We start from the raw sequence: 12,394 nt of genomic DNA on the forward strand, positions 1-12,394 counted from the left end.
CTGCATCGCCTCTTGCGAGCTGTCGAGCAGGCCGCCCAGCACCTCGACCAGCAGGAAGGTCAGAAGGCCCCAGATCGCGGAATGGAAGAACACCTGCGAATCGGCCCCTTCGAGGAAGCGCGAGAAGATCAGCACCGTGACCAGCACCACCGCCACCTCGATGCCGCGGACGGTGGCGTAACGCTGCATGCGATGTTCCAGCCAGCGCACCCAATGCACGTCCTTTTCGTGGTCGAAGAAGAAGCTGAGGCCGACCATCATCAGGAAGGTGCCGCCGAAGGCCGCGATGGGCAGATGCGCCTCGTGCATGATGCGCGAATATTCGTCGGGCTGGCTTGCGGCCAGGACCATCGCCTGCCAGGGGCCGATATTGGCGGCGATGACCACGATGAGCAGCGGAAAGACGATCCGCATGCCGAAGACGGCGATCAGGATGCCCCAGGTCAGGAAGCGGCGCTGCCACTTCGGGGTCATCTCTTTCAGCTTGTTGGCGTTGACGATGGCGTTGTCGAAGGAAAGCGAGATTTCAAGCACCGCCAGCACGGCGCAGATGAAAAAGATCGTCAGCGTGCCGCCGACGGTTCCGGTCGTCTGCCATCCCAGCACTGCGCCCAGGGCGAGGCCAAGCACGGTGACGATGAAGGACCACTTGAAATAGTGCAGGGTCGGACGATGGGTTCCATTCGTCGAGCCCCCCGCGGACGGGTTGTTTCCTTGCTGCATGTTAAGAACAAGTCCAGGCGGCTGGTCAAAGATCGATGCCGACATCACGGACGTGCCGCCACGTCCGCCAGAGGGGCCCGGCCATCAAACTGCGTTCACGAAGACGCGAACGCGCAAAAGATGGCGAATCCGGGTCACGATTGCAAGGGTTCCGTGCCGATCCCGGCATTTTCTTGCACGGACCGGGCCGGGGCCGCCGCCGGCAGGGTGATGCGCGCCAGCAGCCCGCGTCCGTCGGCCCCCTCGGCCAGGGTCAGCCGGCCGCCGAACAGGCCGGCGATCTCCAGCGCCACCGGCAGGCCCAGCCCCATGCCCGGCCCCGAGGTCTGGCCGCGGGCGAATCGGCTGACGGCGGCGGCGCGGGCCTCGGGCGGGATGCCGGGGCCGTTGTCCTCGACCTCCAGCACCGCCTCGCCGGCATCGCGCCGGACGCGCACCGTCACCACCGCCGCGCGGCCGGCATGCAGAAGCGCGTTCGAAATCAGGTTGCTCAGCGCCTCGCCCAGCAGCAGGGGCTCGGCCCGGACCATCACCGGCCCCGCGCCCTCGAAGCCCAGGTCGATGCCGGCCTCGGCGGCGGCGGGGATATGCTCGGCGGTCAGGTCGCGCGCCAGCGCCGCAAGGTCCAGGACCGTGCCCCGGCCGGCGCCCTCGGCGGCATCGACCTTGGCCAGCAGCAGAAGCTGCGCCAGGATGCGCTCGGCATGGGCCACGGCAGCGTCGCCCTTGCTGGCGGCGGCCTGCGCCTCGGACAGGGTGGCGGCCCGCGCCGCCAGCGCCAGCTGCGTGCGCACCACGGCCAGCGGCGTGCGCAGCTGATGCCCGGCATTGCCGGTAAAGTTGCGCATCCCGTCCAGCGCCGCGCCCAGCCGCCGCATGAACGAGTTCACCGTGCCGACCAGCCCCCGCACCTCCGAAGGCACCGGCGTCCCGATAGGGCTCAGGTCGTCGGGGCTGCGCGCGGCGATTTCCTCGCTGAGCCGGTAGAGCGGGCGCAGCGACACCGTCACCGCGATCCAGACAATCAGCGCCGCGCCGGCGATCATCAGCACCAGCCGCAGGGCCGAGCGCATCAGGATCGCCCGCGTCAGCTCGCGCCGGGCATTGGTGGTCTCGGCCACGGTCACCACGAAGGGCACCTCGTCGATGCCGGTCGAGGCGGCGCGGGCGAGGCTCGCGACCCGCACCGGCTCGCCCCGGAACGCGCCGTCGGCATAGGCGGGCTCGCCGCCCTGCCGCGCCGGGGCCATCGGCAGGTCGCCATAGCCGGTGACGATATGGCCGGGCGGGCCGTCCACGCGATAGAAGACCCGGTCCTGCGCGGCGGAACTCAGCATCTCCAGCGCGCCATAGGGGATTTCGATGGCGATGCGGCCCTGATCGTCCAGCGAGGCTCGCTCGGCGATCACCAGCGCCGAACCGGCCAGCACCCGGTCGGCCAGCGCATTGGCCATGCGCACCGCCTCGCGCCAGGTGTCGATCAGCGCGGCGGTTCCCAGCACCAGCGTCGCCAGCAGCAGCCAGGCCAGCAGGCGGCGGCGCAGGGAAAACGGCCGCCGGATCAAGGCGCCGCCCGGTCGAGGAAATAGCCGATGCCGCGCGCCGTCCGGACCGTCAGCCCCGCCGGCGCCAGCCGCTTGCGCAGCCGGCTGACATATTGCTCGATGGCATTGGCGGACAGGTCGTCCTCCAGCGAGGTCAGCGACTGCACGATCGATTCGCGCGCCACCACCTTGCCGGCGCGCATGATCAGCAGCTCCAGCAGCCCGCGTTCGCGCGCCGGCAGGTCCAGCGGCTGCCCCGCCAGCAGGAAGCTGCGCGCCGTCTGGTCCAGAACCAGATCGCCGAAGCTGACGGTGGAGTTGCGCAGCCCCGCCTGACGGCGCAGAAGCGAGCGGATGCGCGCCTCGAACTCGCCGATGTCGAAGGGCTTGATCAGATAGTCGTCGGCACCCAGGTCGAGGCCGCGCACCCGCTCCTCGGGCGCGCCGCGCGCGGTCAGGATCATCACCGCCGCCGGATTGCGCCGCGCCCGCATCGCCCGCAGCACCTCCAGCCCGTCCATCTGCGGCAGGTTCAGGTCCAGGATCACCAGGTCGAAGCTTTCCGCCGCCGCCAGCGCCTCGGCCGAGGCGCCGTCATGCACCACGTCCACCGCATAACCCGATTGCCGCAGCAGGGCGGTCAGCCCCTCGGCCAGCGACAGGTTGTCCTCGACAAGCAGGATGCGCATGGTTTTCCCCCTCGCCTGCAGCCTAGCGGCGCGGGGCGGACTTGTGAACGGGCTGCCGCTTTGGCAAAGTCGCCGATCATGCGCCTGCTTGCCCGCCTTATGCCAGCCATCGCCGCCGCCCTTGCGCTGTGGCCGGGCGACGCATCGGCCCAGGTGACGCTGTTTCCCGCCCCGGCCGGCGACGGGCGCGAGCTGTCGGTCTATTCCTCGCTCGACGACGATCTGGCCGCGCCGCTGGTCGCCGCCTTCCAGCGCATCCATCCCGGCGTCGCCGTGCGCTACGAGAACCTGCTGACGACCGAGCTGCACGACCGCATCGTGGCCGAGACGCAGGCGGGCGGCGGCACGGCGGATTTCGCCTTTTCCTCGGCCATGGACCTGCAGGTCAAGCTGGCGAATGACGGCTACGCCCGGCCGGTCGCGACGCCGGACACGCCCGGCTGGCCCAACTGGGCAAACTGGCGCGACACCGCCTATGCGCTGACCTTCGAGCCGGCGGTCTTTGCCTATCACAAGCCCAGCTTCGCCGATCACGAGCCGCCCGCCACCCGCGCCGCCTTGATCCGCTGGATGGCCGAACATCCGGCCGAGGCGCAGGGCCGGATCGGCACCTATGACGTGGCGCGCTCGGGCGTGGGCTATCTGTTCCTGGCCCGCGACCAGGAGCTTTATCCCGGCATCTGGTCGGTGGTGCAGGCGATGGGCCGCGCCGGCGTGCAGCAATTCCCGACCTCGGCCGAGCTGCTGGAGCGGATCGCCGACGGGCGGCTGGCGGTGGGCTACAACCTGCTCGGCTCCTATGCCGCCGACTGGGCGCGCCAGCATCCCGAGGTGGGCGTGATCCTGCCGCGCGATTTCACCGTGGTCGTCTCGCGCGTGGCGCTGGTGCCGACGGCGGCGCGCCAGCCGGGGCTGGGGACGGATTTCCTGGCCTTCCTGATGTCGCCCGAGGGCCAGAGCCTGCTGTCCCGAACGCTGCGGCTGTCGGCCGTCAGCCTTGAGGTGGCCGGCCAGCCCGGCCCGGCGGGCGGCATGCAGGATCTGGCCGGGCTGCGGCTGAAGCCGGTGCCGGTCAGCCCCGGCCTTCTGGCCTATCTGGACCAGGCGACGCGGGCCAGGCTGCTTGCGCGCTGGAACAAGGCGCTGGCCGGGGAATAGTTTTTCGCCGCGATGTCAGGTCCGTGACAGCTTTCTGTGCTGGAAAGGCACCGGGCCCGCCTGCGCGCGGACCCGCGGAGGAGCCGCCCGCATTCCGGGAGAGATGCGGGCCAGAACCGGAAAAACGGATAACCGGACCGGCGCGGACGCGCCCGGTCGATGCGGAGGAAGACCATGAAGCAATTCGTTCTCGCCAGCCTGTTCGCGGCGGCCACGGCCCTGCCCGCCATGGCCGATTACACCATCATCGCCCCGGCCAATCCCGGCGGCGGCTGGGACCAGACCGCGCGCACCATGCAGACCGTGCTGCAGGAAGAGGGCGTGTCGCGCTCGGTGCAGGTGCAGAACGTGCCCGGCGCCGGCGGCACCATCGGGCTGGCGCAATTCGCCAGCCAGAACAAGGGCAACCCCGACGCGCTGATCGTCGGCGGCTATGTGATGGTCGGCGCCATCCTGACCAACAACTCGCCCGTCTCGCTCAAGGACGTGACGCCCATCGCCCGGCTGACCGGCGAATATGAGGCGATCGTGGTCCCCGCCGCCTCGCCCATCCAGGACATCGCCGGGCTGATCGAGGCGCTGAAGGCCGATCCCGGCGCGGTCAGCTGGGCCGGCGGCTCGGCCGGCGGCACCGACCATATCGCCGTGGGGCTGATTGCCAAGGCGGCGGGCGTCGATCCGACCAGGATCAACTATATCGCCTATTCCGGCGGCGGCGAGGCGCTGGCGGCGATCCTGGGCAACCAGGTGACGGCCGGCATCTCCTCGCTGGGCGAGTTCGAGGCCCAGATCCAGGCCGGCACGCTGCGGCTGCTGGCCGTCACCTCGCCCGAGCGGCTGGAGGGCGTCGATGCGCCCACCCTGCAAGAGGCCGGGCTGGACGTGGTGCTGGAAAACTGGCGCATGGTCGCCGCCGCGCCGGGCCTCTCGGACGAGCAGAAGGCCAAGGTCACCGCCGATATCGAGAAGATGGCGAAATCGGAAAGCTGGCAGAAGCAGCTGGCCGACAAGGGCTGGATGGACACCTATCTGGCCGGCCCGGAATTCGAGGCCCAGCTGGAACAGGACGTCGCCGCGACCGAGGCGATCCTCAAGGACATCGGTCTGGTGAAATGAGCGCGCCCCGCCATGAACCGCCGCGCCGCCGGGATACGGCGGCGCTGATCATCGCCGCCGGGCTGGTGGTGGCCGGCGGCGTGATGCTGTGGGACAGCGCGCGCCTGGCCGATCTGGGCGGCTATTCCGGCATCGGCCCGGCCAGCGTGCCGCGCGTGGTCGGCTTCGGCCTGCTGGGCCTGGCCGTCTGGACCGCCATCGAGGCGCTGCGCGGCGATTTCCCCGAACGCCCGCCGCAGAACGCCGCGCCGGTGCTGTGGATCGTCGCGGGCCTGGCCCTGCAGCTGATGCTGCTGCACACGACCGGCTTTTCCATCGCCACCGGCATTCTCTTCGGCTTTACCGCCCGGGCCTTCGGCAAGCGCAACCTGGCGATGACCATTCCCGTCGGCATCGTCTTCGCCTTCGTGGTCTGGGTCGTCTTCTCGCAACTTCTGATGCTGCACCTGCCCGCCGGGCCGCTTGAGCATCTGGTCTTTCCGCGGGGCTGAACCATGAGCGCATTCGAATTCCTGCTGCAGGGGCTCGGCACCGCCGCCGAGCCGATGATGCTGCTTTACGCGCTGATCGGCGTGACGCTGGGCACCGCCGTCGGCGTGCTGCCGGGCATCGGTCCGGCGCTGACCGTGGCGCTGCTGCTGCCCGTCACCTACCGGCTGGACCCGGCTGGCTCGCTCATCATGTTCGCCGGCATCTATTACGGCGGCATGTATGGCGGCTCGACCACCTCGATCCTTCTGAACACGCCGGGCGAAAGCGCCTCGATCATCACCGCGCTGGAAGGCAACAAGATGGCCCGCAAGGGCCGCGGCGGGCCGGCGCTCGCCACCGCGGCCATCGGGTCCTTCATCGCCGGGCTCATCGCGACGCTGCTTCTGGCCTTCCTGGCGCCCAGCATCGTCAAGCTGGCGCTGGTCTTCGGTCCGCGCGAATATTTCGCGCTGATGGTACTGGCCTTCGTCACCGTCTCGGCCGCCTTCGGCGATTCGGCGCTGCGCGGGCTGACCTCGCTGTTCCTGGGCCTGGCGCTGGCCTGCGTCGGCATCGATCAGCTGACCGGGCAGGCGCGGCTGTCCTTCGGCACGCCCGAGCTGCTGGACGGGATCGAAGTCACCACCATGGCCGTCGCCATGTTCGCCGTGGGCGAGGCGCTGTTCATCGCCGGCCAGCGCAACCAGCAGGAGGACGAGGTGACGGCCGTCAAGGGCTCGATCTGGATGAGCGCGCGCGACTGGGCGCGGTCCTGGAAGCCCTGGCTGCGCGGCACCTTCATCGGCTTTCCCATCGGCGCCATGCCGGCCGGCGGGGCCGAGATCGGCACCTTCCTGTCCTATGCCACCGAGAAGAAGCTGACCAAGCATCCCGAGGAATTCGGCCACGGCGCCATCGAAGGCGTGGCCGGACCCGAGGCCGCCAACAACGCCAGCGCCGCCGGCACGCTGGTGCCCCTGCTGACGCTGGGCCTGCCGACCTCGGCCACGGCGGCGATCATGCTGGCGGGCTTCCAGCAGTTCGGGCTGCAGCCCGGCCCGCTGCTCTTCGCCACCAACCCGACGCTGGTCTGGGGGCTGATCGCCTCGCTCCTGATCGCGAACGCCATGCTTCTGGTGCTGAACCTGCCGATGATCGGGTTGTGGGTAAAGCTGCTGACGGTGCCGAAGCCCTGGCTTTACGCCGGCATCCTGCTGTTCGCGACGCTGGGCACCATCGGCGCCAACCCCTCGGCCTTCGAGCTGGGGATGCTGCTGGGCTTCGGCGTGCTGGGCTATGTGATGCGGCTCTTCGGCTATCCGATCGCGCCGATCGTGGTCGGGCTGATCCTTGGCCCGCTGGCCGAGCAGCAGCTGCGCCGGGCGCTGTCCATCAGCCAGGGCGACTGGACCACGCTGGTGCAGTCCCCCATCGCGGCCGCGCTGCTGGGCATCGCCGCGCTGGCGCTGATCGTGCCGCTGATCCTGCGCGCCCGCGGCAAGGGCGAGGTGCTGAGCCAGCTCGCCGGCGAAGAGGACTGACCGAAAAACCGCCCCGGTCCCGCAAGGGCCGGGGCCTGCCATGTTCTGGCGGCATGGCCGCCTTGTCCTTTTGCTGCGTTGCAGAACGGGCCTGCGGCGCCCATCTGTCTGTCATCGGAAACGATCATACAGACAGGCAGAAAAATGCACCGCGCCTTCCATTCCATCCATTCGGCCCTTTCGACCCTGCGGGCCGCCATCGCCGTCGCCTCGGCGGCTGAAGCGCATCGCCGCCCGGCGGCCGCGGACCTGCGCCGCCTGGGCATCGACGAAGCCAAATTCGCCGCGATCCACCTGTAAGCCCGATCAGGCGCCCCGCCCGGTCGCGGGGCGGCCCGGGACTCGGCGGTTTCACGCCAACCGCCCCCTTGCTGACGCCACGCCGTCAGGACTCCGTCAATCTTTTGCCGATATAGCTTGATTCGCACACGGGCGAATCGACGGGAAACGGCATGCGGCAGGACCAAGGGCGAGGATTATCGGGACGGGGATCATCGGGAAGAACGCATGGCCTCCGGCGGAACCGGCCGGCTGGGCGCGGGGCGGCATGCCGATCCTGATCCTTGCCGTGCTGATCGCCAAGCTTGCGGCCATGGCGGGATGTCTGGCCGGCATCGGCCCTGTCGGGCTGATTGGACTTTATGTCTGCTCGGGGCTCGTGACGCTGGCCATGCTGGCGCTGGGGCTTCGCCGGCCGGATCCGGCCTGAACCGGACCCGTCGCTCTGGTGCGGGCGCGCTTGTTCCGGACGCTATCCTTCGATATGTATGCTGTTCATTACGATCCGGGGCGGGCGCAGGCCGGCGATCCGTGGCGTAGTCCTGAACAGCGAACCGGATATGCGTCCAGACCAGATTCCGCCCGCCAGCGCGGTCCCCGCACGCCAGATCATCGCGGCGCTGGTCGTCACGCATGACCGGCTGGAGCGGCTGCGCGTCACGCTCTCGCGCCTGCTGGCCGAGGACCTGGATCATGTGCTAGTCTTCGACAACGCCTCGGGCGACGGCACGCGGGACTATCTGGGCGGCATCAACGATCCCCGGCTGATCGCCGTGCATCACCCGGTCAACCTGGGCGGCGCCGGCGGTTTCGCGCGCGGGCTGCGCCAGGTGGTCGAGACGCTGGACCCCGACTGGGTGGTGCTGATGGACGACGACGGCCGCCCCGCCCCGGGCCAGATCGCGCATTTCCGCAGCCTGGACCTGCGGGGCTGGGACGCGCTGGGGGCAGCGGTGCTGACGCCCGGGGGCCAGGTCTGCGAGATGAACCGGCCCTATCGCACCCCGTTCTGGCGGCTGCCGGAATTCCTGCGCACCCTCGCCGGCGCCGGGCGGCGCGGCTTTCACCTGGGCGACGACGATTACGGCCCCGAAAGCGGACCGGTCGAGATCGACATGACCTCTTTTGTCGGGCTGTTCCTGTCGCGCGCCAGCATCGCCCGCGCCGGCTATCCCGACGAGCGGCTGTTCATCTATGGCGACGACCAGCTTTATACGCTGGAAATGCGCCGCAAGGGCCTGCGCATCGGCTTCCTGCCCGAGATCCGGTTCGAGCATGACACCGGCTCGATCCAGTCCGGCGGGCATCTGGTGCTGCGGCCGATGTGGAAGGTCTATTACATGTATCGCAACGCGCTTCTGGCCTATCGCGTCGCGGCGGGACCGTGGTTCTGGCCGCTTCTGCCGGTGCTGGCGCTGCGCTGGCGCGGCAAGGCGCGGCATTACGGCCCGGACGCGGCGCGCTATCGCAGGATCCTGCAGCGCGCCTTCCGCGACGGGCTGCACCAGAGGCTGGACCGCCCGCATTCGGAAATCGTCGCGCTGGCAGGCAAGCGCGACTAGGCCCGGTCCGCGAATTGCCGGATCGCGACCAGGATCGCCTGGAAGCTGCGCCGCGCCCGGTCGCTGCGGCGGCGGGCGCGCAGATAGCCATGGGGCAGCTCCGGCTCGTTGCGCCAATGCGCCGCGACGCCCTCGACCCGCAGCCGCCGCGCATAGTCGCGCCCGTCGTCGCGCAGCGGATCGACATCGGCGGTGACGACGAAACCCGGCGCCAAGCCGGCCAGGCTGTCGGCCTGCAGGGGACGCGCCAGCGGATCGACGGGGCCTTTGCCATGCAGCGCGGTGTGATAGCCGGCCAGATCCTCGGTCCGCAGCAGGGGCGCCTCGGCATTCTCGCGATAGGAGGGCGCGCTGCCGTCGCCGCCAAGGCCGGGATAGACCAGCACCTGCCCCAGCGGCTGCCGCGCCCCGCGACGCGACAGGCAAAGCGCGGCGGCCAGCAACCCGCCCGCGCTGTCGCCCGCGATGACGGCGGGACGGTCCAGCGCGTCCCAGACCGCCTGCACATCCGCGATCTGCGCCGGCCAGCGATGCTCGGGCGCCAGCCGGTAATCGACCGCGACGACCTGCAAGCCGGTGGCATCGGCAATCTCGGCGCAAATATCGTCATGGCTGTCGAGCCCGCCGACCACGAAACCGCCGCCATGCACATAGGCCACGGCCACGCGGGTCTCCGCGCCATAGACGCGGCAGGGCACGCCGCCGATGCGGCGATCCTCGACCTTCAGGCCGGGCGGGCGCGGGGCGCGAAAGACAGTGCACATCGCATCGTAGAAGCGGCGGTTCTCGGCGGCGCTGGCCGCGTTCGCCTCGGGCGGATAGGCGGCCTCGGTCCGGGCGATGAAGTCCAGCACCTGCGGATCGCGGATCATGCCGCGCCCTCGGCGATGCGGCCCTCGGCGATGCGGCGCGTCAGCCAGTCCGGGTCCATCTGCGGCACCGAGGCCAGCAATTCGCGGGTATAGGCATGGCGCGGCGGGTCCAGCACCTCGGACCTCAAGCCCTTGTCCATGACCCGGCCGCCCTTCATCACCACCACTTCGTCGGCGATGGCGCGGACGGTGGCGATGTCATGGGTGATGAACATGTAGCTGACGCCGGTTTCGTCCTGCACCTTGCTGAGCAGCCGCAGGATGCCCTCGGCCACCAGCTGGTCCAGCGCGCTGGTCACCTCGTCGCAGATGATGAATTCAGGATCGGCGGCCAGCGCGCGGGCGATGCCGATGCGCTGCTTCTGCCCGCCCGACAGCTCGCCCGGCAGGCGGTCGAGGAAGCGCGCCGGTTCCAGCTCGATCTGCTCCATCAGCTCATGCAGCCGCGTCTCGCGCGCGCGGCCGGTCAGGCCCAGGTAGAATTGCAGGGGCCGCGACAGGATCTGCCGGATGGTCTGGCGCGGGTTCAGCGCCGTGTCGGCCATCTGATAGATCATCTGCACCGCCCGCTTCTGTTCCAGCCTGCGCTGCGCCAGGCGCGGCGGCAGGGGCGTGCCGTTCAGCGCGATGCTGCCGGCGCGCGGCGGCAGCAGCCCGGTGATCGCCCGCGCCGTGGTGGACTTGCCCGAGCCAGATTCGCCCACCACCGCCACGGTGGCGCCGCGCGGGATGTCGAAGCTGACCTCGCTGAGCACGTCCAGCGAGGAATAGCCCGCCGTCACCTCGCGGATGCTGATCGTCGGCGCGCTGGCCTGCGGCAGGGTGCGCGGCGGCCGGCGGAACTCGCGCACCGCCCAGAGCGAGCGGGTGTACTCCTGCGCCGGCGCCTCGATCATCCGGCGGGTCGGTGCGTCCTCGACCTCGCGGCCGTGGCGCATGACCTTGATGCGGTCGGCCATCTGGGCGACCACGGCCAGGTCGTGGGTGATGTAGATCGCCGCCGTGCCCGTGGTCTCGACCGCCTGCCGGATCGCCGCCAGCACGCCGATCTGCGTGGTCACGTCCAGCGCCGTGGTCGGCTCGTCAAAGACGATCAGGTCGGGCTTGCAGGCCATGGCCATGGCGACCATCGCCCGCTGCAACTGCCCGCCCGAGACCTGATGCGGAAAGCGCAGCCCGAAATGCTCCGGGTCGGGCAGGTGCATGGCGGCGTAGAGCTGGCGCGCGAAGGCTTCGGATTCCGCGCGGTCCGCCGTGTGGTGGATCGCCGGCCCTTCGCAGAACTGGTCCAGAAGCCGCCATGCCGGGTTGAAGCTTGCCGCCGCCGATTGCGCGACATAGGCCACCCGGCGGCCGCGAAAGGCGCGGCGCCGGCGCTCGGGCAATTGCAGCAGGTCGGTGCCGTCGAGGATCACCCGCCCGCCGGCAAAGCGCAGCCCGCCCTGCGCGAAACCCAGCGCCGCAAGGCCCAGCGTGGACTTCCCGGCCCCGGATTCGCCGATCAGCCCGACGACCTCGCCCCGGGCGACCTGCAGGTCGACGCCGTGCAGGATCGGGGTCCAGCCTTCCTCGCCCCGCGCCTCGACCTTCAGCTTTTCGATGTTCAGCAGCATGGTTCAGTCCTTCAGACCCGAGGCGCGGTGCAGCATCCAGTCCACCACGAAATTGACCGAGACCGTCAGCACGGCGATGCAGGCGGCGGGCAGCAGCGGCGTGATGTCGCCGAAGGTGATCAGCGCCGCATTGTCGCGCACCATCGCGCCCCAGTCCGCCATCGGCGGCGGCAGGCCGAGGCCCAGGAAGCTGAGCGCCGAGATGGTCAGGAACACGAAGCAGAACCGCAGCCCGAACTCGGCGATCAGCGGCGCCGAGATGTTCGGCAGCACCTCGCGGCTGATGATCCACCAGGTGCCCTCGCCGCGCAGCTGCGCCGCCTCGACATAGTCCATCACCATGACGTTCATCGCCGTGGCGCGGGCCAGGCGAAAGACCCGCGTGGAATCGAGGATCGCCACCACCACGACCAGGTTCGCCACCCCCGGCCCCAGCGCCGACAGGGCCAGCAGCGTCAGGATCAGCGCCGGCACCGCCATCAGCACGTCGACCAGCCGCGACAGCGCCAGATCGACCCAGCCGCCAAGCGCCGCCGCCAGCAGTCCGGCAATGGCGCCGATGCCGAAGGCCAGCGCCGTGGTGACCAGCGCCACGCCCACGGTATTGCGCGCGCCCCAGATCAGCCGCGACAGCATGTCCCGGCCCAGCGTGTCGGTGCCAAGGGGATAGGCGGCGCTCCACGGCTCGAACTGGGCGCCGACGATCTGCGCCTCGGCATGGGGGGCCAGCAGCGGCGCGAAGAGCGCGATCACCGCATAGGCGGCGATGACCAGAACCCCCAGGATCGCAGTCGGCGGCATGGTTTTCAGCATCCGGATCATGGGC

General features: G+C 70.1%; 13 protein-coding genes. 7 read left to right on the top strand and 6 right to left on the bottom strand.

Features of this window, described 5'->3' with window-relative positions:
* From L632_RS0103440 to L632_RS0103450, 3 genes are all read right to left on the bottom strand, one after another.
* Nucleotides 1-723: DUF475 domain-containing protein (locus L632_RS0103440; protein ID WP_051476369.1), on the bottom strand; the 723-nt coding region annotated here is incomplete at its 3' end.
* A gap of 134 nt (nt 724-857) precedes the next feature.
* Complete coding sequence (locus L632_RS0103445; protein WP_028711544.1) at nt 858-2,288, bottom strand: sensor histidine kinase; 1,431 nt, start codon at nt 2,286-2,288, stop codon at nt 858-860.
* Nucleotides 2,285-2,956, bottom strand: coding sequence for a response regulator transcription factor (locus L632_RS0103450; protein WP_028716366.1), 672 nt, complete (start codon nt 2,954-2,956; stop codon nt 2,285-2,287). The genes L632_RS0103445 and L632_RS0103450 overlap by 4 nt, the downstream gene beginning before the upstream one ends.
* Before the next feature lie 78 nt (nt 2,957-3,034).
* Here L632_RS0103450 and L632_RS0103455 point away from each other — a divergent pair, with 78 nt between their 5' ends.
* The 7 genes from L632_RS0103455 (at nt 3,035) to L632_RS0103485 (ending at nt 9,083) form a co-directional block, all read left to right on the top strand.
* The gene (locus tag L632_RS0103455; RefSeq protein WP_232215653.1) at nt 3,035-4,114 is read left to right on the top strand and encodes an ABC transporter substrate-binding protein; all 1,080 of its coding nucleotides are present in this window, start codon (nt 3,035-3,037) and stop codon (nt 4,112-4,114) included.
* Between the two features lie 174 nt (nt 4,115-4,288).
* Nucleotides 4,289-5,230 (top strand): tripartite tricarboxylate transporter substrate binding protein, encoded by a 942-nt coding sequence (locus tag L632_RS0103460; RefSeq protein ID WP_028711547.1) that lies wholly within the window; start codon nt 4,289-4,291, stop codon nt 5,228-5,230.
* Complete coding sequence (locus L632_RS0103465) at nt 5,227-5,721, top strand: tripartite tricarboxylate transporter TctB family protein (RefSeq protein ID WP_028711548.1); 495 nt, start codon at nt 5,227-5,229, stop codon at nt 5,719-5,721. The genes L632_RS0103460 and L632_RS0103465 overlap by 4 nt, the downstream gene beginning before the upstream one ends.
* Before the next feature lie 3 nt (nt 5,722-5,724).
* Entirely contained in the window at nt 5,725-7,242 is a 1,518-nt protein-coding gene (locus tag L632_RS0103470) for a tripartite tricarboxylate transporter permease (RefSeq protein WP_028711549.1), read from the top strand.
* Between the two features lie 144 nt (nt 7,243-7,386).
* Nucleotides 7,387-7,542, top strand: coding sequence for a hypothetical protein (locus tag L632_RS24585; protein ID WP_198019304.1), 156 nt, complete (start codon nt 7,387-7,389; stop codon nt 7,540-7,542).
* A 247-nt stretch (nt 7,543-7,789) separates the two neighbouring features.
* The gene (locus L632_RS24225; RefSeq protein ID WP_156929410.1) at nt 7,790-7,951 is read left to right on the top strand and encodes a hypothetical protein; all 162 of its coding nucleotides are present in this window, start codon (nt 7,790-7,792) and stop codon (nt 7,949-7,951) included.
* A gap of 130 nt (nt 7,952-8,081) precedes the next feature.
* Nucleotides 8,082-9,083: a glycosyltransferase gene (locus L632_RS0103485; RefSeq protein WP_036697266.1), complete on the top strand. Its 1,002-nt coding sequence runs from the start codon at nt 8,082-8,084 to the stop codon at nt 9,081-9,083.
* On the opposite strand, the gene L632_RS0103490 is transcribed toward L632_RS0103485, so the two are convergent.
* From L632_RS0103490 to L632_RS0103500, 3 genes are read right to left on the bottom strand one after another with little or no spacing between them, the layout of a single operon-like run.
* A complete protein-coding gene (locus L632_RS0103490) occupies nt 9,080-9,955 on the bottom strand; it encodes an alpha/beta hydrolase (RefSeq protein WP_028711551.1) in 876 nt (291 codons plus the stop codon). The two genes, L632_RS0103485 and L632_RS0103490, sit on opposite strands and share 4 nt — an antisense overlap.
* Nucleotides 9,952-11,568, bottom strand: coding sequence for an ABC transporter ATP-binding protein (locus tag L632_RS0103495; RefSeq protein WP_028711552.1), 1,617 nt, complete (start codon nt 11,566-11,568; stop codon nt 9,952-9,954). Before L632_RS0103495 ends, L632_RS0103490 begins: the two co-directional genes overlap by 4 nt.
* A gap of 3 nt (nt 11,569-11,571) precedes the next feature.
* Complete coding sequence (locus L632_RS0103500; protein ID WP_028711553.1) at nt 11,572-12,390, bottom strand: ABC transporter permease; 819 nt, start codon at nt 12,388-12,390, stop codon at nt 11,572-11,574.
* Between the last annotated feature and the right edge of the window lie 4 nt (nt 12,391-12,394).

It is taken from the genome of Paracoccus sp. J39, assembly GCF_000518925.1.
In the GTDB taxonomy this organism is placed as follows: Bacteria; Pseudomonadota; Alphaproteobacteria; order Rhodobacterales; family Rhodobacteraceae; genus Paracoccus.

Excerpts from the sequence above, each read along its gene's own strand:
- L632_RS0103450 (WP_028716366.1), bottom strand. The coding sequence starts at position 2,956 with ATGCGCATCCTGCTTGTCGAGGACAACCTGTCGCTGGCCGAGGGGCTG.
- L632_RS0103455 (WP_232215653.1), top strand. The coding sequence starts at position 3,035 with ATGCGCCTGCTTGCCCGCCTTATGCCAGCCATCGCCGCCGCCCTTGCG.
- L632_RS0103465 (WP_028711548.1), top strand. The coding sequence starts at position 5,227 with ATGAGCGCGCCCCGCCATGAACCGCCGCGCCGCCGGGATACGGCGGCG.
- L632_RS24585 (WP_198019304.1), top strand. The coding sequence starts at position 7,387 with ATGCACCGCGCCTTCCATTCCATCCATTCGGCCCTTTCGACCCTGCGG.
- L632_RS0103495 (WP_028711552.1), bottom strand. The coding sequence starts at position 11,568 with ATGCTGCTGAACATCGAAAAGCTGAAGGTCGAGGCGCGGGGCGAGGAA.
- L632_RS24225 (WP_156929410.1), top strand. The coding sequence starts at position 7,790 with ATGCCGATCCTGATCCTTGCCGTGCTGATCGCCAAGCTTGCGGCCATG.
- L632_RS0103490 (WP_028711551.1), bottom strand. The coding sequence starts at position 9,955 with ATGATCCGCGATCCGCAGGTGCTGGACTTCATCGCCCGGACCGAGGCC.
- L632_RS0103460 (WP_028711547.1), top strand. The coding sequence starts at position 4,289 with ATGAAGCAATTCGTTCTCGCCAGCCTGTTCGCGGCGGCCACGGCCCTG.
- L632_RS0103500 (WP_028711553.1), bottom strand. The coding sequence starts at position 12,390 with ATGATCCGGATGCTGAAAACCATGCCGCCGACTGCGATCCTGGGGGTT.
- L632_RS0103470 (WP_028711549.1), top strand. The coding sequence starts at position 5,725 with ATGAGCGCATTCGAATTCCTGCTGCAGGGGCTCGGCACCGCCGCCGAG.
- L632_RS0103485 (WP_036697266.1), top strand. The coding sequence starts at position 8,082 with ATGCGTCCAGACCAGATTCCGCCCGCCAGCGCGGTCCCCGCACGCCAG.